The 26,074-nt window shown below is 54.8% G+C and carries 22 protein-coding genes and 1 other annotated feature; of the genes, 10 read left to right on the top strand and 12 right to left on the bottom strand.

Annotated features, from left to right (window positions below):
* The first annotated feature begins 105 nt into the window (after nucleotides 1-105).
* Nucleotides 106-1,314 carry an MFS transporter gene (locus AC2FAP_RS16825; RefSeq protein ID WP_044868041.1) on the top strand — a complete coding sequence of 403 codons (1,209 nt, stop codon included), beginning with the start codon at nucleotides 106-108 and terminating at the stop codon, nucleotides 1,312-1,314.
* 229 nt (nucleotides 1,315-1,543) lie between these two features.
* A complete protein-coding gene (gene ybaL / locus AC2FAP_RS16820; RefSeq protein WP_047744113.1) occupies nucleotides 1,544-3,220 on the top strand; it encodes a YbaL family putative K(+) efflux transporter in 1,677 nt (558 codons plus the stop codon).
* An 89-nt stretch (nucleotides 3,221-3,309) separates the two neighbouring features.
* Here the strand turns inward: ybaL and AC2FAP_RS16815 are convergent, their stop codons facing one another.
* The 9 genes from AC2FAP_RS16815 to AC2FAP_RS16775 form a co-directional block, all read right to left on the bottom strand.
* Nucleotides 3,310-4,614, bottom strand: a complete 1,305-nt coding sequence (locus AC2FAP_RS16815) for an inosine/guanosine kinase (RefSeq protein ID WP_020885178.1) — start codon at nucleotides 4,612-4,614, stop codon at nucleotides 3,310-3,312.
* Nucleotides 4,615-4,677: 63 nt separating this feature from the next.
* Nucleotides 4,678-5,640, bottom strand: a complete 963-nt coding sequence (gene hemH / locus AC2FAP_RS16810; protein ID WP_014168915.1) for a ferrochelatase — start codon at nucleotides 5,638-5,640, stop codon at nucleotides 4,678-4,680.
* A 125-nt stretch (nucleotides 5,641-5,765) separates the two neighbouring features.
* Complete coding sequence (adk, locus tag AC2FAP_RS16805) at nucleotides 5,766-6,410, bottom strand: adenylate kinase (RefSeq protein WP_006809841.1); 645 nt, start codon at nucleotides 6,408-6,410, stop codon at nucleotides 5,766-5,768.
* Between the two features lie 192 nt (nucleotides 6,411-6,602).
* The gene (gene htpG, locus AC2FAP_RS16800) at nucleotides 6,603-8,477 is read right to left on the bottom strand and encodes a molecular chaperone HtpG (RefSeq protein WP_014168914.1); all 1,875 of its coding nucleotides are present in this window, start codon (nucleotides 8,475-8,477) and stop codon (nucleotides 6,603-6,605) included.
* Nucleotides 8,478-8,587: 110 nt separating this feature from the next.
* Nucleotides 8,588-9,193 carry a recombination mediator RecR gene (gene recR / locus AC2FAP_RS16795; protein ID WP_006809843.1) on the bottom strand — a complete coding sequence of 202 codons (606 nt, stop codon included), beginning with the start codon at nucleotides 9,191-9,193 and terminating at the stop codon, nucleotides 8,588-8,590.
* Nucleotides 9,193-9,525, bottom strand: coding sequence for a YbaB/EbfC family nucleoid-associated protein (locus AC2FAP_RS16790; RefSeq protein ID WP_010428194.1), 333 nt, complete (start codon nucleotides 9,523-9,525; stop codon nucleotides 9,193-9,195). The genes recR and AC2FAP_RS16790 overlap by 1 nt, the downstream gene beginning before the upstream one ends.
* A gap of 54 nt (nucleotides 9,526-9,579) precedes the next feature.
* On the bottom strand, nucleotides 9,580-11,508 hold the full coding sequence (dnaX, locus tag AC2FAP_RS16785; protein WP_449541485.1) for a DNA polymerase III subunit gamma/tau: 1,929 nt from the start codon (nucleotides 11,506-11,508) through the stop codon (nucleotides 9,580-9,582).
* Nucleotides 10,186-10,250, bottom strand: a sequence feature (DnaX frameshifting element). Its footprint overlaps the gene before it by 65 nt.
* Nucleotides 11,509-11,596: 88 nt before the next feature.
* Entirely contained in the window at nucleotides 11,597-12,148 is a 552-nt protein-coding gene (gene apt / locus AC2FAP_RS16780) for an adenine phosphoribosyltransferase (protein ID WP_000127359.1), read from the bottom strand.
* A gap of 151 nt (nucleotides 12,149-12,299) precedes the next feature.
* Nucleotides 12,300-12,677, bottom strand: a complete 378-nt coding sequence (locus AC2FAP_RS16775; protein WP_020885182.1) for a DUF454 family protein — start codon at nucleotides 12,675-12,677, stop codon at nucleotides 12,300-12,302.
* A 50-nt stretch (nucleotides 12,678-12,727) separates the two neighbouring features.
* Between AC2FAP_RS16775 and priC the strand changes: the two genes are divergently transcribed.
* Together priC and rsmS are read left to right on the top strand one after the other, a co-directional pair.
* A complete protein-coding gene (gene priC / locus AC2FAP_RS16770; protein ID WP_449541486.1) occupies nucleotides 12,728-13,255 on the top strand; it encodes a primosomal replication protein N'' in 528 nt (175 codons plus the stop codon).
* 12 nt (nucleotides 13,256-13,267) lie between these two features.
* Nucleotides 13,268-13,453: a pleiotropic regulatory protein RsmS gene (gene rsmS, locus AC2FAP_RS16765; protein WP_014168908.1), complete on the top strand. Its 186-nt coding sequence runs from the start codon at nucleotides 13,268-13,270 to the stop codon at nucleotides 13,451-13,453.
* A gap of 1 nt (nucleotide 13,454) precedes the next feature.
* Here the strand turns inward: rsmS and mscK are convergent, their stop codons facing one another.
* Nucleotides 13,455-16,802: a mechanosensitive channel MscK gene (gene mscK / locus AC2FAP_RS16760; RefSeq protein ID WP_449541487.1), complete on the bottom strand. Its 3,348-nt coding sequence runs from the start codon at nucleotides 16,800-16,802 to the stop codon at nucleotides 13,455-13,457.
* A 113-nt stretch (nucleotides 16,803-16,915) separates the two neighbouring features.
* Entirely contained in the window at nucleotides 16,916-17,569 is a 654-nt protein-coding gene (gene acrR, locus AC2FAP_RS16755; RefSeq protein ID WP_014168906.1) for a multidrug efflux transporter transcriptional repressor AcrR, read from the bottom strand.
* Between the two features lie 141 nt (nucleotides 17,570-17,710).
* Here acrR and acrA point away from each other — a divergent pair, with 141 nt between their 5' ends.
* The 6 genes from acrA (at nucleotide 17,711) to AC2FAP_RS16725 (ending at nucleotide 24,551) form a co-directional block, all read left to right on the top strand.
* On the top strand, nucleotides 17,711-18,904 hold the full coding sequence (acrA, locus tag AC2FAP_RS16750; RefSeq protein ID WP_020885186.1) for a multidrug efflux RND transporter periplasmic adaptor subunit AcrA: 1,194 nt from the start codon (nucleotides 17,711-17,713) through the stop codon (nucleotides 18,902-18,904).
* 22 nt (nucleotides 18,905-18,926) lie between these two features.
* Nucleotides 18,927-22,073, top strand: a complete 3,147-nt coding sequence (acrB, locus tag AC2FAP_RS16745; protein WP_014168904.1) for a multidrug efflux RND transporter permease subunit AcrB — start codon at nucleotides 18,927-18,929, stop codon at nucleotides 22,071-22,073.
* Nucleotides 22,074-22,584: 511 nt separating this feature from the next.
* The gene (gene tomB / locus AC2FAP_RS16740) at nucleotides 22,585-22,959 is read left to right on the top strand and encodes an Hha toxicity modulator TomB (protein WP_020885187.1); all 375 of its coding nucleotides are present in this window, start codon (nucleotides 22,585-22,587) and stop codon (nucleotides 22,957-22,959) included.
* 27 nt (nucleotides 22,960-22,986) lie between these two features.
* Nucleotides 22,987-23,205: an HHA domain-containing protein gene (locus AC2FAP_RS16735; protein ID WP_014168902.1), complete on the top strand. Its 219-nt coding sequence runs from the start codon at nucleotides 22,987-22,989 to the stop codon at nucleotides 23,203-23,205.
* 209 nt (nucleotides 23,206-23,414) lie between these two features.
* Nucleotides 23,415-23,966 carry a maltose O-acetyltransferase gene (gene maa, locus AC2FAP_RS16730; protein ID WP_020885188.1) on the top strand — a complete coding sequence of 184 codons (552 nt, stop codon included), beginning with the start codon at nucleotides 23,415-23,417 and terminating at the stop codon, nucleotides 23,964-23,966.
* Nucleotides 23,967-24,083: 117 nt separating this feature from the next.
* The gene (locus AC2FAP_RS16725; RefSeq protein ID WP_020885189.1) at nucleotides 24,084-24,551 is read left to right on the top strand and encodes a YlaC family protein; all 468 of its coding nucleotides are present in this window, start codon (nucleotides 24,084-24,086) and stop codon (nucleotides 24,549-24,551) included.
* A 7-nt stretch (nucleotides 24,552-24,558) separates the two neighbouring features.
* Here the strand turns inward: AC2FAP_RS16725 and pdxR are convergent, their stop codons facing one another.
* Nucleotides 24,559-25,983, bottom strand: coding sequence for a MocR-like pyridoxine biosynthesis transcription factor PdxR (gene pdxR / locus AC2FAP_RS16720; RefSeq protein WP_485452992.1), 1,425 nt, complete (start codon nucleotides 25,981-25,983; stop codon nucleotides 24,559-24,561).
* Nucleotides 25,984-26,074: the final 91 nt, after the last annotated feature.

The following is a 26,074-nucleotide window of genomic DNA, read 5'->3' as shown; positions in this document are numbered from 1 at the left end:
AGTTTTCAGAATTGCGACTTTATTCAAATGTCACTGCCGGGTATGTTAGTTGGATAATAATTACACCCTGCATTTCTAATAACAAAAGACGTGGTATTCATCTCTATGGCAATCAGTGAATCAACCCAGCCCGTGTCTGGCGCTCCGGCGTCGCGCACCTCGTTTAAAGTGTTAGGCGCAATCAGCCTTTCACATCTGCTCAACGACATGATCCAGTCGTTGATTCTCGCGATCTACCCGCTGCTGCAGTCCGAGTTTTCGTTAACGTTCGTGCAGATCGGGATGATCACCCTGACTTTCCAGCTGGCCTCCTCGCTTCTGCAACCGGTCGTGGGCTACTGGACGGATAAATATCCTATGCCGTGGTCGCTACCGATTGGCATGTGTTTTACCTTGAGCGGGCTGGTGCTGCTGGCAATGGCAGGCAGCTTTGAAGCAGTGCTGATTGCCGCCGCGCTGGTGGGCACGGGGTCGTCGGTCTTTCACCCGGAGTCCTCACGCGTGGCGCGCATGGCCTCCGGGGGCCGTCACGGGCTGGCGCAATCGCTCTTTCAGGTGGGCGGTAACTTTGGCAGCTCCCTCGGCCCACTGCTGGCAGCGGTGATCATCGCTCCGTACGGCAAGGGTAACGTGGCGTGGTTTGTGCTGGCAGCCTTGCTGGCGATTATCGTACTGATTCAGATCAGCCGCTGGTATGCCGCGCAGCATCGCGTGAACAAAGGTAAACCTAAAGCGAAGGTTATCAATCCCCTTCCTCGCGATAAGGTCATTCTTGCCGTCTCCGTGCTTCTGGTGCTGATTTTCTCGAAATACTTCTATATGGCGAGCATCAGCAGCTATTACACCTTTTACCTGATGCAAAAATTCGGATTATCGGTCCAAAACGCCCAGCTTCACCTGTTTGCCTTCCTGTTTGCGGTGGCTGCAGGGACGGTTATCGGCGGGCCTGTGGGCGATAAAATCGGGCGCAAATACGTCATTTGGGGCTCTATCCTCGGCGTGGCCCCGTTTACCCTTATTTTGCCGTATGCAAGCCTGGAGTGGACGGGGATTTTGACCGTGATTATTGGGTTTATCCTCGCCTCGGCGTTTTCCGCCATCCTTGTTTACGCTCAGGAGCTGTTGCCAGGCCGTATCGGTATGGTTTCCGGGCTCTTTTTCGGTTTTGCTTTCGGCATGGGCGGCCTTGGTGCAGCAGTGCTGGGCATGATTGCCGACCACACCAGTATCTTCCTGGTCTATAAAATCTGTGCTTTCCTGCCGCTTCTGGGGATGTTGACCATATTCCTGCCTGATAACCGCTATAAAGCGTAATATAACGGTCGCTAAAGTTTTACTTTGGCGACCTGACCCCCTGATGCCATAAGGGTTTCTTCTGCATCCCCCCGCCTAATTTATCAAAATGCGCTTTTTTACACGCATATTGCTGTTTTATTCAAACTTCAACAATTATTCATAAACATAACGGCAAAAATTGTCATAAACTATTACTCGGTTTTTGGTTTTTTAACCAAATGGAACACCCACAACGAAAGGAGACGGAATGCATCACGCCACACCGCTTATCACCACCATTGTTGGTGGACTTGTGCTCGCTTTTATCCTCGGCATGATTGCCAATAAACTGCGTATTTCGCCTCTGGTGGGCTATTTGTTAGCGGGTGTGCTGGCGGGTCCCTTTACGCCAGGTTTCGTGGCGGATACCAAACTGGCGCCCGAACTGGCGGAATTAGGCGTGATTCTGCTGATGTTTGGCGTGGGTCTGCATTTCTCACTCAAGGATCTGATGGCGGTAAAGTCGATCGCCATACCGGGAGCGATCGCACAGATAGCCGTAGCGACGCTGCTGGGAATGGCGCTTTCGACAGTGCTTGGCTGGTCGCTGATGACCGGTATCGTCTTTGGGCTGTGTCTTTCAACCGCCAGTACCGTCGTACTGCTGCGCGCGCTTGAGGAGAGGCAGCTTATCGACAGCCAGCGCGGACAAATCGCGATAGGCTGGCTGATTGTGGAAGACCTGGTGATGGTGCTGACGCTGGTGTTGTTGCCTGCCGTCGCCGGTATGATGGAAAAAGAGAGCGTCGGCTTTGCGACGCTGGCGCTGGACATGAGCATCACCATCGGGAAAGTGGTGGCGTTTATCACCATTATGATGCTGGTGGGCCGCCGTCTGGTGCCGTGGATCCTGTCCCGCAGCGCGGCCACCGGCTCCCGTGAGTTGTTTACCCTGTCTGTCCTTGCCCTGGCGCTGGGGATTGCCTTTGGTGCCGTTGAACTGTTCGACGTCTCCTTTGCACTGGGCGCGTTCTTCGCCGGGATGGTGCTGAACGAATCCGAGCTGAGCCACCGTGCGGCGCACGATACGCTGCCGCTGCGCGACGCCTTCGCCGTCCTGTTCTTTGTCTCCGTCGGGATGCTGTTTGATCCGATGGTTCTGGTTCAGCAGCCGCTGGCCGTGTTGGGCACCCTGGCGATTATTATCTTTGGTAAGTCGGTTGCCGCCTTCTTCCTGGTACGGATGTTTGGCCACTCGCCGCGTACCGCTCTGACCATCGCCGCCAGCCTGGCGCAGATTGGTGAGTTCGCCTTTATTCTGGCAGGCCTGGGTATGGCGCTGAATCTGCTGCCGCAGGCCGGGCAAAACCTGGTCCTCGCCGGAGCGATCCTCTCCATCATGCTGAACCCGGTCCTGTTTGCGTTGCTGGAAAAATACCTGGATAAAACCGAAACGCTGGAAGAGCAGACGCTGGAAGAAGCTATCGAAGAAGAGAAGCAGATCCCGGTGGATATTTGCAATCATGCCCTGCTGGTCGGCTTTGGTCGCGTAGGAAGCCTGCTCGGTGAGAAGCTGATGGCGCAGGGGATCCCGCTGGTGGTGATTGAAACATCACGTACCCGCGTCGACGAGCTGCGCGAGCGCGGCGTTCGCGCGGTGTTGGGCAATGCGGCAAACGAAGAGATCATGAATCTCGCGCATCTGGACTGCGCGCGCTGGCTGCTGCTGACCATTCCAAACGGCTATGAAGCGGGTGAAATTGTGGCGTCCGCACGTGAGAAGTGCCCGAATATTGAGATCATTGCCCGCGCCCATTATGACGATGAGGTGGAGTACATTACCGAACGTGGTGCGGATCAGGTGGTGATGGGTGAACGCGAAATTGCAAAAGCGATGCTGACGCTGTTAACGAAACCGCCGGTTGACGAGGTGGTGACGGGGTAAGTGTGCCTCCTGCAGCCCCTGACTGACCCTCTCCCACCGGGAGAGAGTACAAACACGAATACGGCAACCGCAAGGTTGCCGTTTTGCCTTTATCGGTCCCAGTAGGCTTCTTCGAGGCTATCTTCCCTTTCCGGCAGACCGCGGGTTAAGCGCGGCGAGTGCTGGTTCAGCACCTGATAACTCACGCGGTTCGCGTACTTACACACCTGCGCCAGCGACGAATAGGTCAGCCAGTTGAATTTGTGCTTGCTGGAATTCGGGACGTTGGTTTTATGGTAGGCATTCGCAGTGATGTCATGCAGCAGCGCCGCCAGTGCGCCATCTCCCGCGCCATTGGTGTTCATGATCTTTTCTGGCCCGCCCATATACGGCGCGATGTGGGAGTAAATACGCAGCGGGTTTTCGCAATCTTTATGGCGAATCGCGCGGCTGAACTCGTACTGGTTAAACTCGGCAATGGCGCCTGGCAGCAGTGGATGCTGCGTTTTGCGTTTGCTCTCTTCTTCCGTGAAGCCTGCCATATACAGCCCTACCGGTCCGGCAGTGCAGAGCACCAGATCGACCCAGTCGAGCGCTTTATCGGAGGCCAGCAGCGGATCGCTCTCGCCGGTCAACGCTTCAGCCTCTTCTTCGTTCATCGCCAGAATCGAGACGTGTTCCTTCAGGAAGGCCTGCCACCACTCGGGGTTGTCGGCTATCACGAATTTGGTACCCAGCGTCAGAACGACCGGCACATTGTATTTCTTCGCGTACTCAATCGCTTTCATGGTGGCTTCCGGCATCGGCTCGCCGGGTTTACAGCGCACCAGATACGACGTCAGCACCAGTGCAGACGCACCCGCTATCACCGCTTCCGGAATGCTCTCTGCACGCAGCTTATTCATGTGGCCGGGGCTGATGGCAAAGGTACGTTCGCCGGAATCGCTGATCAGCGTGAAGCAGCGGCCAATCGGCCCGTCAACGCCCTGAAGATAGTTCAGATCGGTGCGGCTGGAGGTATTGCACAAATAACGGTAGGCGTAGCCACCAATTTCGATGTTGCTGCACATGACGCCCAATAACACAGAGCGGTCGTCGGCAAGCACCGAGTAGTTGTGCATGGTGTTGCCGATAGTGCCACCAGCAAACTGATGGGTGATCAGGTTTTCGCGCGTCAGCTCCTGATACAGGGCTTCGGCAACATCGTCCTCAATCACCAGCGAGTGACCGGCGCTCAGACCGTAACGAGCGACAAACGCATCATCCACTTTAGCTTCAATGTCCACCAGCGTCTGATCGATACCGACGACCCATGCGGCGCTGGTTTCATTTTCCGGCTGGATTTGCTGCAGGAGCGGATCGCGGGCATCAACGGGAAAGTAGTGTTTAGATTTGCGTTTACCGGGAAATTTCATGGGTCTGAACTGTGCAAGGATTATGGGCCGGGAATGGTAGCACAAACCCGGCCCATAGTGCGATCAGCGGCTGTTTGTCACCAGCGACACCATCATCTCGATATGCTCAGGCGAGTCGTTAAGGGCCGGAATGTATTCGTATTTCGTTCCGCCCGCCTCGAGGAAGAACTCTCTGTTCTGCACGGCAATCTCTTCCAGCGTTTCCAGACAGTCGGCGGAGAAACCGGGTGACATCACCTGAATATGTTTCACGCCCTTCTCACCGAGCATTTTGAGGGTTTCGTCGGTATAAGGCGTTAACCATGGCTCGCGGCCAAAACGCGACTGGAAGGTCATCATCACTTTCTCTGGCGGCAGGTCGAGGGCTGAGACCAGCTCACGGGTAGTATCGCGGCAGCGCTGCGGGTAATCATCCCCTTCATTGGCGAAGCGCTGCGGGATCCCGTGATAGGAGAGCAACAGCAGATCCGGCTCGCCATGTTTTTCAAACGACGCGCGCGCGCTACTGGCAAGCGCTTTAATATAGCGTTCGTTATCGGCGTAATCGCGAATAAAGGTCACGCCAGGAATACGGCGGCGGGTCGCCAGAATACGAGCCAGCTCATCCCAGACGGCGGCAACCGTCGAGCAGGAATACTGCGGATAAAGGGCGAGTACCACAATGTGGTCGACGCCCTGCGCCAGCAGCGAGTCGACCGCGCTTTCCAGTGACGGTTTACCGTAGCTCATACCCAGCGCGACGGGCATATCCGGCAGGCGGGCGGCCAGCGCTTTTTCCTGCCGACGGCTATACACCATCAGCGGTGAGCCCTCTTCCATCCAGACGGACTGATAAAGCTTTGCGACACGTGGGGCACGAATCGGCAGAATGACGCCACGCAGCAGCGGCCACCACAACAGTCTTGGGGTATCCACGACGCGCGTGTCGCTTAAAAATTGTCGCAGGTAGCGTTTTACCGCTTCTGATGTCGGTGCATCTGGTGTACCCAGATTGGCAAGCAGGATGCCGGTTTTCGCCTGACTCATTCACGCCTCTTAACCATTTGAATGGTTTTCAATTGTAGCGGAAAAGCGTTTAAACGAAACCCATTGCTGCAATAGGTAAGATGAGAATTTTTCTCACCCGGAGAGCCCGGGTGAGAGAGGTGCAATTAGCCGAGGATTTTTTCCAGCTCTGCACGAACGTCAGCAACGGCTTTGGTGCCATCAACTTTCGCGTATTTGGTGTTACCCGCCTGCGCTTCTTTGGTGTAATAACCGATCAGCGGAGCGGTCATCTGATGGTATTCCACCAGACGTTTACGCACGGTCTCTTCCTGATCGTCTTTACGGGTGGTCAGCTCTTCACCGGTAACGTCATCTTTACCTTCAACCTTAGGCGGGTTGAATTTGATGTGGTAAACGCGGCCAGAGGCAGCGTGTACGCGACGACCAACAATACGGTCAACGATCAGCTCGTCCGGCACGTCGAACTCGAGCACGTAGTCCACGTTGATGCCCGCTTCTTTCATGGCATCAGCCTGAGGAATGGTGCGTGGGAAGCCGTCCAACAGGAAACCGTTACGGCAGTCTTCCTGAGCAATGCGCTCTTTGACCAGAGCGATAACCAGCTCGTCGGTCACCAGCTTGCCTGCGTCCATGATGTCTTTCGCTTGTTTACCCAGCTCGGAGCCAGATTTAACAGCGGCGCGCAGCATATCACCGGTGGAGATTTGCGGAATACCGTATTTCTCCATGATGAACTGAGCCTGAGTTCCTTTACCCGCGCCCGGAGCGCCAAGCAGAATAATACGCATTGCGAAAATCCCCTCAAAAGTCGATTCAATTTTTCAAAAGCGCTAAACAATACCACCAGAACGGATATGGCTCAAGGAAGGCAGGCGGGCTGAAACGGTTAATGAAGGGAGATTAACGGGAAGGAGCGGTCTGGTGCCCTCCCCCGGTCCTCTCCCACAGGAGAGGGAGAAGACCAGGGGGAGGCGAGTCAATTACGCCAGCAGCAGCGCATTCACACGTTTAATGAACAGGTTAGGATCTTCCAGCGTGCCGCGCTCGGCCAGCAGAGACTGATCCAGCAGAAGCTCAACCCACTCGGCGAAGCGTGCTTCGTCCTGCGTATCCGCCGCGCGTTTCACCAGCGGGTGATCCGGGTTCAGCTCGAAGATATACTTCACTTCTGGCATCGCCTGGCCCGCCGCGGCGAACAGTTTCGCCATCTGGGTGCTCATTTCATCCGCATCCGTGGTGACAATGGCCGGGGTATCGGTCAGACGGTGAGTGAAACGCACCTCTTTCACGCGATCGCCCAGCAGCGTTTTCACGCGCTCAACGAAAGGCTCCAGCGCCTTCTCCGCTTCTTTCGCGCTTTCGTCCACTTCATCGGCCAGCTTATCGATCGACTCATCGGCTTTGGCGACGGACTGGAACGCCTTACCGTCGAACTCGGTCAGGTAGTTCATCATCCACTCGTCGATGCGGTCAGACAGCAGCAGTACTTCGATGCCTTTCTTACGCAGCAGCTCGAGGTGTGGGCTGCTCTTCGCCGCGGCGTAGCTGTCGGCGGTGATGTAGTAGATCTTCTCCTGCCCTTCTTTCATGCGGGAGACGTACTCTTCCAGCGACACGGTCTGCGCAGAGGAATCGGTGTGAGTGGAAGCGAAACGCAGCAGTTTAGCAATGGCTTCTACGTTGGATGTATCTTCCGCAGGGCCCTCTTTCAGCACCAGACCGAACTGTTTCCAGAAGGTCTGGTATTTTTCTGCATCGTCTTTCGCCAGTTTTTCCAGCATCTGCAGCGCACGTTTGGTCAGTGCATTACGCAGGTTGCGGGTGACGGTGCTGTCCTGCAGAATTTCACGGGAGACGTTCAGCGGCAGATCGTTGGAGTCAATGAGACCACGCACAAAGCGCAGGTAGTTCGGCATGAACTGCTCGGCGTCATCCATGATAAATACGCGCTGGACGTACAGCTTCAGACCGTGCTTGTGATCGCGGTTCCACATATCCCACGGCGCCTGTGACGGGATATACAGCAGGCTGGTGTACTCCTGCTTACCTTCCACACGGTTGTGGCTCCAGGTGAGCGGATCGGTAAAGTCGTGGGCGATGTGTTTGTAGAATTCGTTGTATTCGTCGTCTTTAATTTCAGACTTATTGCGCGTCCACAGCGCCTGCGCCTTGTTGATTTTCTCCCAGGACACCACGGTTTCACCGTCTTTCTCTTCCTGTTTTTCAATCTCAACCGGCAAGGCAATATGGTCGGAGTATTTACTGATGATGGAGCGCACGCGCCAGTCATTCAGGAAATCGTCTTCGCCTTCACGCAGGTGAAGGGTGATTTCGGTACCGCGGTCCGCTTTGGTGATGTCATCAACGGTGTATTCGCCTTCGCCTTTAGATTCCCAGAAGACGCCGTGATCCGCACTGTCGCCTGCTGCGCGAGTACGCACGGTGACTTTGTCCGCAACGATGAACGCCGAGTAGAAGCCCACACCGAACTGGCCGATCAGCTGGCTGTCTTTCGCCTGATCGGAGCCCATTGATTCGAGGAACGCTTTGGTACCGGATTTAGCAATGGTCCCGAGATGGTCGATGACCTCGTCGCGGTTCATACCAATGCCGTTATCGGCGATAGTCAGGGTACGGTTCTCTTTATCAAAAGAGACGCGCACGCGCAGCTCTCCGTCGCCTTCGTACAGATCCGGGTTAGACAGGGCGCGGAAGCGCAGCTTGTCCGCCGCATCGGAGGCGTTGGAAATCAGCTCACGCAGGAAGATTTCTTTGTTGGAATACAGGGAATGGATCATCAGGTGCAGAAGCTGTTTTACTTCTGACTGGAAACCACGGGTTTCTTGTCCTTTCATCTATGTCGACCTCAACAATGCCATTTAATGGGGTTTTAAAACGTTGAGGGAGAGATGGGGATACGAGGGGAGAATTTCAAGCGGAGGCCGCGATTGCAGCCTCCGTTTGGTCAGAAAATAATCTTGTGACGTCCAGCCAGAGAGTGGGACAGCGTGGTGCCGTCCACCATCTCCAGCTCACCGCCCACTGGCACGCCGTGAGCGATGCGGCTGGCGTCAACGCCATACTGTGCGCACAATTCGGCGATGTAGTTAGCCGTAGCTTCCCCTTCCACCGTTGGGTTGGTGGCGAGGATCACCTCTTTGATCGTTTCGGACTCAAGACGCTGTTCAAGGCGATCGAGACCGATATCGTCCGGGCCAATACCGTCCAGCGGGGAGAGATGCCCCATCAGCACAAAATAGCGGCCAGAAAACTGCCCGGTCTGTTCGATGGCGTAGATGTCCGCCGGACTCTCCACCACGCAAATCTGACCGTTTTCCTGACGACGCGGATTAGTGCAGATGTTACACACGTCCTGCTCGGTAAAGGTACGGCAATCCGCACAGTGACCAATTTCTGACATGGCACGGGTCAAAGCCTGCGCCAGGCGCATCCCGCCGCTGCGGTCGCGCTGCAATAGCGTAAACGCCATGCGCTGCGCCGACTTCGGGCCGACACCCGGCAGACAGCGCAGTGCTTCCATTAACTGCGTGAGCAGCGGACTGGTTTGCATCAGAATGGCATCTTGAAGCCAGGCGGCAGTTGCATACCGCTGGAAACAGAGGCCATTTTCTCTTTCTGAGTTTCATCGATACGGCGCGCAGCATCGTTAAACGCGGCTGCAACCAGATCTTCCAGCATGTCTTTGTCGTCTTCGAGCAGGCTTGGGTCGATTTCAACGCGACGGCAGTTATGCGCACCGTTGATGGTCACCTTGACCAGACCGGCACCGGATTCACCCGTGACTTCCAGCTGAGCGATCTCTTCCTGCATCTTCTGCATTTTTTCCTGCATCTGCTGAGCCTGCTTCATCAGGCCACCCAGACCGCCTTTTCCACCAAACATAGGCTTCTCTCTTCTTTCACGTTTAAGGATTACAACCGTAAGTCAGACTCACGATCAAATGGGGCGAATACTCTCTTCATCCAGATCGGCGTCGAAGAACCGGCGCAGAGTCTGGATATTGTTATCCGCGATAATCGACTCGCGCGCCTGCGCGAGCTTCTCTTCATAAATCGCCTGACGCCATTCCAGTGGCGTTCGCACCGCCGGATTATCATCTTCAATGATAGTCAATTCAACCGGTGCACCGTGTAATGCGGTGAGCGCCTCGGCCAGCGCTTTTTGCGCGCCAGGGGAATTCAGGTGCCGCTGACCCGGTCGCAGGTGTAAACGTACCTGATGACCGTCCTGCTCTTTCCAGGCATTCAGCGCGACCTGCTCAACCAGCTTCGGCAACTGCAGTTTACTGACCTCTGCGGCCCACGCGTCACGCTCAATAGACTCTTCGGCAAGTTTCGCGGAAAGCTCAGGTGTTTTTTCATGCTCCAGCGCCTTTTTTAGCGCTTTCGGTGTGGCAACTTCTTCTTTCACCTCTTCAACGAGGGTTGTTGCCTTCCAGCGGTAAGCCTCTTCTTTCACCGGGGCTTTTTGCTCGAGCGCGGACGGTGCAGGGCGCGACTGAACGCGCTCCGTAACCGAAGCCAGTCGTTCAAGCGCGGCGTTGTTCACCGGCCGCGCTCTTTCTGGCGCTGCCGGTTCACTCTTTTTTGGTTTGGTTGCTCCCTGGGCACGTTGCAACTGGCTTCGTGCGGCAAGTACCGAACTGGTGGCCTCCGGCAGCGGTACGTTCTGCTGCGGGGGAGCCGTCGGCTGCGGTGGCACCTGCTGAGGCGACATCACCGCAGTGGGGGCGACCGGAGCAAAAGACTGTCGGGGCACTTCCGGCTCCGGCAGAGGCATGCGCGGATGGAACGCCAGCGCACGCAGCAGGGTCATTTCAACGCCCATCCGGGGATCCGGCGCAAACGGCAGCTCTTTGCGGCCAATCAGCAGCGTCTGGTAATAAAGCTGCACGTCAGCCGGTGGGACGGTGCGCGCAAGTTCACGCATCCGGTGTTCAATAACCGCCATATCGGCACCGATGGCTGACGGAGAAAGCTGCAGCATCGCCACGCGGTGCAGCAGACTCAGCATCTCAACCAGCAGCGCTTCCCATTCAATGCCCCGGGCAGCCGCGGCGTTCACCAGCGACATGATGCGTTCACCGTTGGCGGCAATCATCGCTTCGATGAGAGAAAGCGCCTGATCGTCATCCAGCGTGCCGAGCATGGTGCTGACCGCGTCGGTCGAGAGTTTACCGTCACCGCTGGCAATCGCCTGGTCGGTGAGACTTAAGGCATCACGAAGGCTGCCGTCTGCCGCGCGGGCCAGCAGCTGCAGGGCGCGCGGTTCGTGGACAATCTTCTCTTCATCAAGAATATGTTCAAGCTGAGCGCGGATCTGCTCGACGTCCAGCGCCTTCAGATGGAACTGCAGGCAGCGCGACAAAATAGTGACCGGCAGCTTTTGCGGATCGGTGGTCGCCAGCAGGAATTTCACATGCGCGGGCGGCTCTTCCAGCGTTTTCAGCAGGGCGTTGAAACTGTGGCGTGACAGCATGTGCACTTCATCGATCAGGTAGACCTTGAAGCGGCCACGCGCCGGCGCGTACTGCACGTTGTCGAGCAGATCGCGGGTATCTTCCACTTTCGTGCGCGAGGCGGCGTCGATCTCAATCAGATCGACAAAGCGCCCCTGCTCAATTTCACGGCAGTTGTCACACACGCCGCACGGCGTGGCGGTGATCCCGGTTTCGCAGTTCAGACCTTTTGCCAGCAAACGGGCAATAGAGGTCTTACCGACGCCGCGGGTGCCGGAGAAAAGATAAGCGTGATGGATGCGACCTAGCGACAAGCCGTTCGCCAGGGCCGTCAGCACATGCTCCTGACCGACAACGTCAGCAAAGGTTTGTGGTCGCCATTTACGGGCTAACACCTGATAACTCATGGGCAGGCTCTGCAACGCTGGAAGGTGAATTTATGGAGGGGAATGCTATCACAACCTCACCCATTGAGCGAGGTTGTGAAAACCGGGATTAATGACCCGGGAAAGGCACCAGGCTGTAGCTGGTAATGCCCTGTTTTTCCAGGCGCTGTTCGCCACCCAGATCGAACAGGTTAATGATGAATGCCGCGTCGGTCACTTCACCACCCAGACGACGGATCAGCTTCACGGTCGCTTCAATCGTGCCGCCAGTCGCCAGCAGATCGTCAACCACCAGCACTTTATCGCCAGGCTTGATCGCATCAACGTGGATTTCCAGCTGATCGGTGCCGTACTCCAGTTCGTAGCTCTCTGCGATGGTTTCACGCGGCAGTTTGCGCGGTTTACGCACCGGCACAAAGCCAACACCCATTGCCAGCGCGACCGGCGCGCCAAACAGGAATCCACGGGCTTCGGTACCCACTACTTTGGTGATCCCGGCGTTTTTATAACGCTCGACCAGCAGTTCAATGCTGAGCGCGTACGCTTTCGGGTCTTCCAGCAAGCTGGTGACATCACGGAAAAGAATGCCAGGCTTTGGATAGTCCTGGATACTTTTGATGCTGTTTTTCAGATATTCAAGCTGCTGTGCTGTTGCGGTCATCGGTTTGTGCCTAAATGAAACAGTGTTACTCACAGCGCGCAACGAGTCGGCCAGGGTAACAATTGTTTAACCTTTGACCAGGCGCAGCTGTGCTCGAAAACGGTCGAATTTACTGGCTGCGCGCAATAATTGCAACAGCCATTATAAGGCTTCAGTGCTTTTGTTGCTTTTCATCAACCACGGGGATCCGCCACATAAAGAAAAGCAGACAGGCGAGGATCGTCAGCAACAGAATACGCACCCACATCATTTTCACCAGCCATAATGAAATGGCAAAGGTAATCAGGATCACCGCGATCGCACGCGGCTTCGCACCGGGCGGCATTGCCCGATGTTTTTGCCAGTGGCGCAAATAGCCGCCAAACCAGGAGCGGTACAGCAGCCAGTGGTGAAAGCGCGGCGATGAACGGGCGAAGCACCAGGCTGCCAGCAGGATAAAAGGCGTGGTGGGCAATAAGGGCAAAACCACGCCCAGCGTGCCTAACACTACCGCGAGCCAGCCAATGATGATTAAAATAGTACGCTGCATAATGCGAATCGTTATCAAACTGAACGGCTACTTTACCACTGGAGAGCGTATTGAAAACAGCCCTGCTTCTGGAGACGCTGCAAAATCAGCTGTCCACCCTGCGCGCGCAGGCTACGCCGTTAATGGGGCATGCTACGCTGAAGCCGCGCTTTGACCGGCAGCTTTTTCGTACCCGCAGCACGCGCATCCAGGATTATGTTGCTGAGGCGCAGACGAATCTTGATGAGTTGCGCTATGCGGTTGAGAACAATCAACAGCAACAGGTCGCCTGGCTTGCGGAACATCTCACCGAGCAGATCACCGCCCTGCACCGTGAAATGACCGCCTGGCCGCTACGCGTCTGGGACAGCGCGTCGCCGGGTCTCGGTAAATGGCAGCGCAAGCGGCTGGAGAACCAGGAGTTTGCACGCCGTCTGTTTGAGATGAAGCAGGAGCGGGAAACGCGCCTGAACGCAAGCGAGACGCTGGAAGAGCAGCAGTTATTAATGCGAGAGATTAGCGCCATTGAGGGCCGCATCGTTCGTTGCCGTCAGGCGCTGGATGAAATCGAACGCGTCATTGAACGTCTGACCCGTTAACAGGAGCCGTAAATGTCACTGGAAAATGCACCCGATGAGGTCAAGCTGGCCGTCGATTTGATTATGCTGCTGGAGAATCATGACATCCCTGCCCAGACGGTGCTGAAAGCCCTTGAGATAGTGAAGACGGATTTTGAAGGCAAGGTGAAGGCCAGTCGCCTTCACCCTGACCCTCTCCCACCGGGAGAGGGAACCTGAATTACGCCGGGGTAGGATCGTCACCCTGAATCTCGCGCTTCACTTCCGTATGCTCATCACCTTTCTCGTTACGCAGGTGAACTTCAAGCTGGTTGAAGGCGATGTTAATATTGTTTTCACGGCACAGACGATCGATAGTGCGGTTCAGCTCATCCACGGTGTAGCTGCGATCGCGCAGCTCACGCACGTATAACCGCAGCTCGTGATCCAGCGTGCTCGGCCCAAAGGTGGTGAAGAACACATCTGGGGCGGGCTCGTGCATCACCTTAGGATGCGATTTCGCGGCTTTTAACAACACCTCTTTCACTTTATCCAGATCGGAGCCGTAGGCCACGCCCAGTCGAATGACGACGCGCGTTGTGGTGTCAGAGAGCGACCAGTTGATCAGTCGCTCGGTGACGAACGCTTTGTTCGGGATAATCACCTCTTTGCGATCGAAGTCGGTGATGGTGGTGGCACGAATACGGATCTTGCTGACCGTTCCCGAGAAGGTGCCGATGGTGACGGTATCACCGATACGCACCGGACGTTCGAACAGGATGATCAGGCCGGAAACAAAGTTACCGAAGATCTCCTGCAAGCCAAAACCAAGACCGACAGAGAGCGCGGCCGCCAGCCACTGCAGCTTATCCCACGAGACGCCAAGCGATCCAAAGACCGTCATCGCCCCGACAATAATAATGACGTAGTTGAGGATGGTGGTGATGGCATACGACGCCCCCTGACGCAGGTTCAGACGCGACAGCACCAGCACCTCAAGCAGGCCTGGCAGGTTTCGAATCAACGCCCAGGCCACCACTGACGATACCAGGGCAAAGAGCAGGCTGCCCATGGTCACGCTTTTCATTACCGCGGCGCCCGCTTCGGTGCCGTTGTATTGCCAGAGGGTGATACTGTCGAGGTAGGCGAAGACGGTGATTAAATCAGACCAGATCGCCCAGAACATCACCGCAAACAGCGCGATCATCACCAGCATGGTGATACGCAGTGTCTGCTGATTAACCTGCTCCAGCGCGATGGTTGGCTCTTCCTGTGGCTCTGCGCCTTCGGCCCCCTCTTTTACCTGATGCTGGCGACGCGCGATGGCACGACGATAAGCGATGCGGCGAGCCGCCACGCTCAGGCCGCGCAGTACGGTCTGATAGAGCAGGTTCCAGACGATCACCAGATAGACGGTTTCAATCCAGCGTCCGGACAGGCGCAACGTGGTATAGAAGTACCCCGTCGCCGTGAGCACCATCAGTGCCAGCGGAATAATCGCCAGTACCGTCACGGTGGCCAGACGAATGTTGTGAGACTCTTTATCCCGCCAGCTGTCGCGGCACATCGGCCACATCAGGATGGCAATGAGCAGCAGGTTCAGCAAAATAACCAGCTGGCCCATGACATCGTCCATCAGGTGCAGCGGAGACAGCTCAGCGACAACGGACCAGAAGTGCAGCGGCAACAGCGCCAGGCTGACGCGTACAATCTGACGACGCCAGTGGCTGGTCAGTTGCGCAGGCATGTTGAAATGACGCACCGCAACGCCGTCTTTTTCCAGCACTTTCCAGCACACGCCAAACACCAGCCAGAACAGGGCCAGTTTTTTACTGAACGCCCACAGCAGGTCGCTGATGTTGAGCTGCATCGTCAGCAGGATAAGCCCCACCGCCAGAATAATCAGGCAGACCGGCAGCGCGCGGATCAGATCGATCAGAATCGCTTTTGGCGTGTGCAGCTGACTGTCGTTACGCAGTTGCCCCACTTCAGACGCCAGCTTATCCTGGTATTTCTTCAGCCAGCCCAGACGCCAGCGGATCAGGCCAGCAATCAGCAGCAGCGGGAGCCCCGCCAGGAAGGCAATCATCACCGCAGGCCAGGCTTTCTCCCAGTTTACGGTGATTTTCATGCTCTTAATCTGCGCCTTCAGCGTTTCAGGGAAGGATTTGATCCAGTCCCAGTCTATCGGCTTGTTGCTGTTAACCCAGAAAATCTGCTGGGTCAGGATCTCCTGCAGACTTTTCGACACGCTCACCAGCTGTTGCTGGTTGATCTGCAGGTTAATCGCCATCATCAGCTGGTTGCCGAGCTGTTTGTTGAGCTGGTCGAGCAGCTCGCGGCGCATATCCACAACCTGCAGCAGAGCGTCGTGAACTTCCGGGTTCACTTCACTGGAATGGCCCTCTTCCAATTTGGCGACAAACGTATCGCTCTGGAAAAGGGCGTCGCGCTGCTGGTTCACATCGAATTGTTCCAGACGCAAATCCGCAATGCGATTGGTCATGTCCTCGAGCTCATCGGCGGACGGCAGCGTCTGCTGTTGCTGGTAGAGAATACGCGACAGCAGCAGGCTGCCTTTCAGAACCGCAATCTGCTCTTTAATGTTGCGTTCAGCCTGCAGCGCGCGGTCCAGCCAGTTTTTCACTCTGATATTTTGCTGAACCAGCGAGTTACCGCTTTCTGTTGCCAGTATCAGGCGCTGGCTCAGCTGATGGTTAGCCTCGAGCTCCTGTTTCACCAGCGGGTTCGCCTGAATGCGGGCAGTTTCGTCCGGTGAGACGGCTTCCTGAGCCGTTTTCTCCGTCAGCGTAAGGCGCTTACTGTTAACCGCCTCCTGCAACAGCTGAAGCTGATGTTCCAGACGATTAATGTTCGCCGTTACGTAGTCGCGCTGCTTCTGGAGCGTATCCTGCAGCACCGTATTCCCTTCCAGGCTTTTACGCTGCTGTTCGATTTGCGCATTCAGTAAGGCCTGCTGCACCAGCAGCAGCGTTTGCTGCGTTGGGCGCAGGGTGCCTTCGCCAACCGACGTACCGTTCAGACGGTTGCGGATCTGCTGCAGCTGCTGAGAGGCGGCGTACATCGCATTTTGCACGCGCTCGGGCTGGGTTTGCAGGGAGACAAGCTGGCTGTTGTACGTACCGAGATCGGACTGTGCCGTTTGCAGATCGTCGAGCAGCTGTGCGACGCGCGATTCCAGCTGACGCAATGACAGGGTCGCGAGCGTTTTACGGGTTTCGTCGTCATTATCCACATCGCTCAGGGCATTCAGCGATTCCGTGGCCTTACGCATGTTTTCAGGCGCCTGCGCCACTTTCTGCCGAAGCTGTGTGGTTTCCGCTTTAACACGCTCAATTTTATCAAGCGTTTCCAGCGTCTCCGTCAGATCCTGCTGAACGAGCTTATCCAGAGCAGAGAGGTCTTTTTGTTTATTCAGGGTGTCGAGTTGCGACTGAACATCACTGCGTGAAGGGATGTCATTGTTGTTATCGGCGCGGGCCCAGGAAAGCGGTGCCGTTGCGAAGAAAAACAGCGTCGCCAATAAAAATACAAGAACAGGATGTTGCGAGCGATTGGTGTGCAGCATAGTTGTGAATGATGTCAGAAGATGACCGAAAATAGTCCGGCGTGCAGGATATCACGCTCGCCTGAAGCAGAATAGCGCGAACGTGAGCCTCTAAGAGAAATCCTGGAATCGCGTCAGGCTGTTAGCGAGCCTGACTTGCCATGTAGCGTCGGGGAGAGCTGGCACATCTCCAGGAAAATAGCGACATAGCTGCGGGCTTCGTTCTTCAGGTCAAAGGAGTCCGGGGCGAAAAGCCAGTTTTCCATCAGGCCGGAAATATAACTGCGCATCAGGACTGCCGCACGTCGGGTCATTAACGTCGCCGGCAGCTGGTTCGCCTGCATGCACTGGGTGAGGACCTGTTCAATGCGATCGTAGCTTTCCAGACACAGGCTGCGCTGCGCCTGCTGGACGACCGCCATCTCTCCGACCAACTCGCATTTATGGTAGATGATTTCCATCATTAACCTGCGACGTTCTTCAACTACCGTTGCTTCAAGGATATATACTAATATTTCTCTTAATACTGAGAGTGGATCCTCGGGGAATTTTGCCCGATACTCAGTCTCAAGATCGCTAATGCTGGACTCTGAGAGTTGCCAGATTTCACTGAACAGATCTGTCTTGTCTTTAAAATGCCAGTAAATCGCTCCCCGCGTGACGCCCGCGGCCTGAGCAATCTGCGCCAGCGAGGTTGACGAAACACCCTGCTGAGAAAACAAACGCATAGCCACATCCAGAATGTGTTGTCGGGTTTCAAGCGCTTGTTGTTTGGTTTTTCGTGCCATACGTTAGTGAATTTACAGGAGTCAGATTTACATACATTTGTGAATGTATGTACCATAGCATGACGATAATATAAACGCAGCAATGGGTTTTTGGACTCAGGACCATTGATCAATTTGAAATCGGACACTCGAGGTTTACATATGAACAAAAACAGAGGGTTAACGCCTCTGGCGGTCGTTCTGATGCTCTCAGGCAGCTTAGCGCTAACAGGATGTGACGACAAACAGGCTCAACAAGGAGCTCAGCAGGTGCCAGAAGTTGGCGTGGTGACGCTCAAGTCCGAACCTCTCCAGATAACGACAGAATTACCGGGCCGTACCAGCGCATACCGCATCGCAGAAGTGCGTCCTCAGGTGAGTGGTATCATCCTGAAACGTAACTTCACCGAGGGTGGTGAAGTGAAAGCTGGCGAGTCTCTGTATCAGATTGATCCGGCAACCTACCAGGCCTCCTATGAGAGCGCGAAAGGCGATCTGGCGAAAGCAGAAGCTGCAGCCAAAATCTCCCAACTGACGCTGAACCGTTACAAAAAACTGCTCGGTACCAAGTACATCAGTCAACAGGATTATGACACTGCCCTGTCTGATGCACAGCAGACCAACGCCGCCGTGATTGCCGCGAAAGCTGCAGTGGAAACAGCGCGTATCAACCTCGCCTATACCAAAGTGACCTCCCCAATCAGCGGTCGCATCGGTAAATCTTCCGTCACGGAAGGGGCGCTGGTGCAGAACGGTCAGACCAACGCGTTGGCCACCGTGCAGCAGCTTGATCCGATTTACGTTGACGTGACCCAGTCCAGCAACGATTTCCTGCGCCTGAAACAAGAGCTGGCAAACGGCACGCTGAAGCAGGAAAACGGTAAAGCCAAAGTGGAGCTCGTGACCAATGACGGTATCAAGTTCCCGCAGGCAGGCACACTGGAATTCTCCGATGTGACGGTCGACCAAACTACCGGTTCCATCACCTTACGTGCGATTTTCCCGAACCCGGATAAGACACTCTTACCTGGTATGTTCGTTCGCGCGCGTCTGGAAGAAGGCACCAACCCAACCGCACTTCTGGTGCCTCAGCAGGGTGTCACCCGTACGCCACGTGGCGACGCGAGTGCACTGGTTGTCGGGGCTGATGACAAAGTCGAAACGCGCAACATCACTGCCACGCAGGCGATTGGCGATAAATGGCTGGTGACGGAAGGTCTGAAAGATGGCGATCGCGTGATTATTACTGGTTTGCAAAAAGTTCGTCCTGGCGCGCAGGTCAAAGCACAGGAAGTGAAATCTGACGATAAACAACAAGCTTCGGCCGCTGGCCAGTCAGAACAAACCAAGTCTTAACTTAAACAGGAGCCGTTAAGACATGCCTAATTTCTTTATCGATCGCCCCATATTTGCATGGGTGATCGCCATAATCATCATGCTGGCTGGGGGACTTGCGATCCTGAAGCTGCCTGTCGCGCAATATCCAACGATTGCGCCACCGGCGGTAACAATTTCCGCAACCTACCCCGGGGCTGATGCAAAAACGGTGCAGGACACCGTGACACAGGTTATCGAACAGAACATGAACGGTATCGATAACCTGATGTACATGTCCTCAAACAGTGACTCAACCGGTACGGTACAGATCACCCTGACCTTCCAGTCAGGTACTGATGCTGACATCGCGCAGGTTCAGGTCCAGAACAAACTGCAGCTCGCCATGCCGTTGCTGCCACAAGAAGTACAACAGCAGGGTGTGAGCGTCGAGAAATCGTCCAGTAGCTTCCTGATGGTTGTTGGCGTTATCAACACCAACGGCACCATGACGCAGGAGGATATTTCCGACTACGTGGGCGCCAACATGAAGGACGCCATCAGCCGTACGTCTGGTGTGGGTGACGTTCAGCTTTTCGGTTCTCAGTACGCGATGCGTATCTGGATGGATCCGAACAAACTGAACAACTTCCAACTGACGCCGGTGGACGTGATCAACGCCATCAAAGCGCAGAACGCCCAGGTTGCCGCCGGTCAGTTAGGCGGTACCCCGCCGGTGAAAGGCCAGCAGCTTAACGCCTCGATCATCGCACAGACCCGTCTGACCTCCGCCGATGAGTTCAGCAAAATTCTGCTGAAGGTGAATCAGGACGGTTCACAGGTTCGTCTGCGCGACGTGGCAAAAGTGGAACTGGGTGGCGAAAACTACGACATCATTGCGAAGTTTAACGGCAAGCCGGCTTCCGGTCTCGGGATCAAACTGGCGACAGGTGCTAACGCCCTGGACACCGCGACGGCTATCCGTGCGGAACTGAAGAAGATGGAACCGTTCTTCCCGTCAGGCCTGAAGATCGTTTATCCGTATGACACCACGCCGTTCGTCAAAATCTCGATTCACGAAGTGGTTAAAACCCTGGCAGAAGCGATCATCCTGGTATTCCTGGTCATGTATCTGTTCCTGCAAAACTTCCGCGCGACGCTGATCCCAACCATCGCCGTACCGGTCGTATTGCTCGGGACCTTCGCCATACTGGCCATCTTTGGCTACTCGATAAACACCCTGACGATGTTCGGGATGGTGCTCGCCATCGGCTTGCTTGTGGATGACGCCATCGTGGTGGTAGAAAACGTCGAGCGTGTCATGGCGGAAGAAGGTCTACCGCCGAAGGAAGCAACCCGTAAATCCATGGGCCAGATCCAGGGCGCGCTGGTCGGTATCGCGATGGTACTGTCTGCGGTATTTATCCCGATGGCCTTCTTCGGCGGCTCAACCGGTGCAATTTATCGTCAGTTCTCCATCACCATTGTCTCGGCGATGGCGCTGTCGGTACTGGTTGCATTGATCCTGACGCCTGCACTGTGTGCCACCATGCTGAAACCTGTTCAGAAAGGCGGTCACGGCGAGCATAAAGGGTTCTTCGGCTGGTTTAACCGCATGTTTGATAAGAGCACGCATCACTACACCGACAGCGTGGGTAACATCCTGCGCAGCACCGGTCGTTACCTGCTGCTCTATATCATCATCGTGGTGGGTATGGCCTATCTGTTCGTTCGTCTGCCAAGCTCGTTCCTGCCCGATGAAGACCAGGGCGTGTTCCTGACGATGGCACAGCTGCCGGCGGGTGCCTCGCAAGAACGTACCCAGAAGGTGCTGGATGAAGTAACGGATTACTACCTCACCAAAGAGAAAGCTAACGTTGAATCCGTGTTTGCGGTTAACGGCTTTGGCTTTGCGGGTCGTGGTCAGAACACCGGTATTGCCTTCGTTTCTCTGAAAGACTGGTCAGAACGTCCAGGCGAAGAGAACAAGGTTGAGGCGATTACTGGCCGTGCAATGGGCACGTTCTCACAGATTAAAGATGCGATGGTCTTCGCCTTTAACCTGCCAGCGATTGTTGAACTGGGAACAGCGACAGGTTTCGACTTCCAGCTGATTGACCAGGGCGGTCTGGGTCATGAAAAACTGACGCAGGCACGTAACCAGCTGTTCGGTGAAGTGGCGAAACACCCTGACCTTCTGGTCGGCGTGCGTCCTAACGGTCTGGAAGATACGCCTCAGTACAAAATCGACATCGATCAGGAGAAAGCACAGGCACTGGGCGTTTCCATCAGTGACATCAATACCACGCTGGGCGCGGCCTGGGGCGGTAGCTACGTTAACGACTTCATCGACCGTGGTCGTGTGAAGAAAGTGTACGTGATGTCAGAAGCGCAATACCGTATGTTACCGAACGATATCAACAACTGGTACGTTCGCGGCAACAACGGTCAGATGGTGCCGTTCTCATCCTTCTCTACGTCGCACTGGGAATACGGTTCGCCGCGTCTGGAACGTTATAACGGGCTGCCATCCATGGAGATCCTGGGTCAGGCCGCACCAGGCCGAAGCACCGGTGAAGCCATGAACCTGATGGAAGAGCTGGCAGGTAAACTGCCTGCGGGTATCGGCTATGACTGGACCGGTATGTCCTACCAGGAACGTCTGTCCGGTAACCAGGCCCCTGCCCTGTACGCCATTTCACTGATTGTGGTCTTCCTGTGTCTGGCGGCACTGTATGAGAGCTGGTCGATTCCGTTCTCCGTTATGCTGGTGGTGCCACTGGGGGTTATCGGTGCGCTGCTTGCGGCAACGTTCCGTGGATTAACCAACGACGTGTACTTCCAGGTGGGCCTGCTGACAACCATTGGCTTGTCGGCGAAGAACGCGATACTTATCGTTGAATTCGCCAAAGATCTGATGGAGAAAGAAGGTAAAGGCCTGATTGAGGCGACCCTTGACGCGGTGCGTATGCGTCTGCGCCCAATCCTGATGACATCACTGGCATTTATCCTCGGGGTAATGCCGCTGGTTATCAGTACCGGTGCGGGTTCCGGTGCACAGAACGCCGTCGGTACAGGCGTTATGGGGGGTATGGTTACCGCAACCGTACTTGCTATCTTCTTCGTTCCGGTATTCTTCGTGGTGGTTCGCCGCCGCTTTAGCCGCAAGAATGAAGATATTGAGCACAGTCATTCGGTAGAACCGCACTGATACCGGTTTCACATGATAAAAAGGCCGCATTAGCGGCCTTTTTCTTTTTCAGAAAAAAATCATAAAATAGGCTTATTGTGCTTCTATTTATTTCCTGCCGCCTACAATGACATATCATAATTAAGTGATAACGTAATCGCTGAATTCAGGATTTTTTTAATTTCATTTCCCTGCTTAAGTGATTAGGAATATTCCTAACCATATCTTCAGACAAAGAGAACTCCGGATTTGGACATCTTAGGATTGTTTACGCTAAGCCAATGAAACGTAAGGGAGCGAAAAAAGTTCCGCGTTAATCTGGATAAAAATGTTTAGCGCTGAAGGCACATTTGCGTAAAGGCTCGCAGTCAGTGCTTTTATTTGTAATTTTTCGTAATAGCGCGGTGAAATCTTGATCAGAGTGGATTATAGTTAGAGTTATCAGGAACACAGCACCCGTGCGGCTAAGTATGTTGTATCCATCCCGACATGATGTTCGGTGAGTAAGAAATCACTCAGAAGGGGATGCGCTATGGACGAGTACTCGCCAAAAAGGCATGATATCGCGCAGTTGAAATTTCTCTGCGAATCCTTGTACCATGACTGCCTTGCCAATCTTGATGAAAGTAACCATGGCTGGGTAAACGACCCAACGTCTGCCATCAATTTACAGTTAAACGAGTTGATCGAGCATATTGCAACCTTCGCACTTAATTATAAAATTAAGTACAATGAAGATAATAAGCTGATTGAGCAAATTGATGAATACCTGGATGACACCTTTATGTTGTTCAGCAGCTACGGCATTAATGCGCAAGATTTGCAGAAATGGCGTAAATCGGGCAACCGACTATTTCGTTGCTTCATCAACGTGAGCAGAGCTAACCCCGTTAGTCTTTCCTGTTAAAATTATTACAATTAGTAAGGTAAATTTATGTCTGAAAAACCACTCACAAAAATCGATTATTTGATGCGTTTGCGACGCTGTCAGTCAATAGACACGCTTGAACGTGTAATTGAAAAGAATAAATACGAGCTTTCTGATAATGAACTGGCGGTATTTTATTCAGCGGCTGACCACCGTCTTGCAGAACTGACCATGAATAAGCTGTATGACAAAATCCCAACGTCCGTGTGGAGATTTGTCCGTTAATCTTTGAAGTGTGTCTGTAGAGGTTCTACGCCACTTTCTCAGCTGTATTCAACTTTCTGGCTATACCCTCCTGCCCCAGTGCAGGTCTCCGTGTAAAACGTGCTCATCCGCAATATTATTGTGATTATAGTCACAGTGATTTTCCGGGAACGTTCCCCTGCTATCCTGTTCCGATTACCCTACGGTAAAGACGACCAGTGAGGTTCCCAATGAGCATAGAAAAGCAGAAGATGATTGCAGGTGAACATTACCGCCCTGGTGATGAAACATTACGGGCCGACCGATTACGCGCCCGACACCTGGTTCACCGTTATAACCACACTGCACCTGATGAGAAACTCGAACGCCAGAACATTCTGGCGGAACTCCTCGGGCAAAGCGAAGGGGCCTATATTGAGCCGAGCTTCCGCTGTGACTATGGATATAACATTTATCTGGGCAAAGAATTTTACGCCAATTTCGATTGCGTGATGCTGGATGTCTGCCCGATACATATCGGCGACAACTGCATGCTCGCGCCAGGGGTGCATATTTACACGGCAACCCATCCGCTGGACGCCGACGCGCGTAATAGCGGCGTGGAGTTTGGCAAGCCGGTGACCATCGGCAATAACGTCTGGATTGGCGGACGTGCGGTTATTAACCCGGGCGTTACGCTGGGTGATAATGTGGTGGTGGCCTCCGGCGCTATCGTAACGAAAGACGTCCCGGCGAATGTCGTCGTCGGCGGCAATCCGGCAACAATCATTAAACGGCTGTAAAGTGACGGGGAGTCAACTGTTATGGTCTTTTAGCGCCTGACTGTTACTTTTTTCAGCCAAATGGCTCCCCTAAAATTGGCAGACATCCTGTATTGTCAATTCTCATAAAGGCAAAAAATGACCGAGATACAGCGCCTGCTTACTGCCACCATCGACGATCTTAATCACCGCGAAAAGCGCGACAATCGCCCGCGCTTTAGCATCAGCTTTATTCGCAAACACCCTGGACTGTTTGTCGCAATGTATGCCGCCTGGCTGGCGACACTGATTGTGATGCTGAAGTCCGAAACTCTGGTGGACTCCGTCTGGCTGCTTGTCATTCTGTTTGTGGTGTTTAACGCCTTTTTCTTTTTTGACGTTAATCCCCGCTACCGCTACGAAGATATCGACGTCCTTGATTTCCGGGTTTGCTATAACGGTGAATGGTATAACACGCGTTACGTGCCGCCGGAGCTGATCGAAAGCATCATGCACTCCCCCGCGGTTGAAACAGTGCAAAAAGAGAAGCTGCAGAAGATGGTATCCACCAAAGGTCAGCTCTCTTTTTATGATGTCTTTACCCTTTCCCGTCCTGCTGCTGTGTGATTAAAGCCTATATGCGTCGGATACCCGACACAAACTGAGAAGCAGAGGTATTGCCGTAACCTAACACCAGACCGGTTTGCCCCTGCTTCGGCTCCAGGTAATACCCGCTCAGTGCAGCGGGTGCCAACTGAAACGCCCTCGCCTGCTCGACCACTTTTTGGTCGTCGATGCCGTCTATTGCCAGCGTCAGATGCATCCCCCCTTCACCCGCCAGAATGCGATGCGGGGTATGAAGCTCAGCACTCAGCGCCTCACGCAGCTGCCGGTAGCGCTTACGGTAGAGCCGGCGCATGGCGGCAAGGTGGCGGGCATAATGTCCTTCCTCAATAAACAGCGCCAGGGTTCGCTGTTCGGCGCGATGCCCGCCACGCAGCAGCGCGCCAATGGCCGGACGGGCCGCTTTTGCCAGCACCGGGGGTAACACCATGAACCCCATTCTCAGCGACGGAAAGAGGGTTTTGCTGAAGGTACCGAGATAGACAACCGGCGCATTGTTGACCATTCCCAGCATTGCGGGCACGGGCTCACCGGAATAACGAAACTCGCTGTCGTAATCATCTTCAATAATCCAGGCGTTATGCTGCCGGGCCAGATCCAGCAGCGCCAGGCGTCGCCGCGCACTGAGCACGCTTCCGTACGGAAACTGGTGCGAAGGTGAGGTGAAAATAAGCGCAGGGGACGGCATATCCAGCCCTTCCCAGAACATGCCTTCGTCATCAACCGGCATCCCCGTCATGACTAAGCCCGCTTTGGCAAAAGCGCTTTTAGCCCCACCATAGCCAGGATCTTCCACCCACGCGACGCTGCCGGGTTCGCTCAGCAGCATCGTGCAAAGGTTTACCCCCTCAAGCGCACCTTCGGTCATTACTATCTGACTGGCATCGCAGTCAATGCCGCGCGAAAGGGTAAGGTGGCGAGCAATGGCCGCCCGCAGCGACGGCTCTCCGGCAGGATCGCCATACCCTAACAGCGCGCTGCCCTCTTCGCGCAGAACCCGGTCGTACAAGCGCCGCCACAGCGGCAGGGGAAAGTAGTTGATGGCCGGTGTTCCCGGCGTAAATGCCGGAACCGGGGTATCACGCGGCACCGGCGCAGGCAGCGAGGCGACCCGGCTGCCGAGCGCGACGGCAGAGTCCGGCAATGCCTGAACGAGCGTACGCTGCGCCAGCTGCGCCACCCGCGTCCCCTGGCGATTACGCAGCAGATACCCTTCGAGCGTCAGCTGTTCCAGCGCCGCATTGACGGTATTCCGTGAAAGCGAGAGCTGCTGAGCCAGCATTCGCGAACCGGGAAGCCGGCTCCCGGCGTGTAGCCGGCCGCACAGTATCGCCTCACGCAATGCATGATACAGTGCACGCTGTAGCGTCTCTTCCCCCCGCGCTTTCAACGCGGCATTCAGCAAAGTATAAAATTCATCGCCCGGTATGTTCATCTCGCCTCCCGTGGTACCACCAAAACATAGCTGAGTGGCACTTTTTAAGGAACCAGTAATTCACTAGTCTGGCGTTCTTATCAACGTCACG

This window comes from Enterobacter cloacae complex sp. 394I7, from assembly GCF_057320345.1.
The sequence above is the reverse complement of the archived record's forward strand: the minus strand, read 5'-3'. Positions and strand labels throughout refer to the sequence as shown.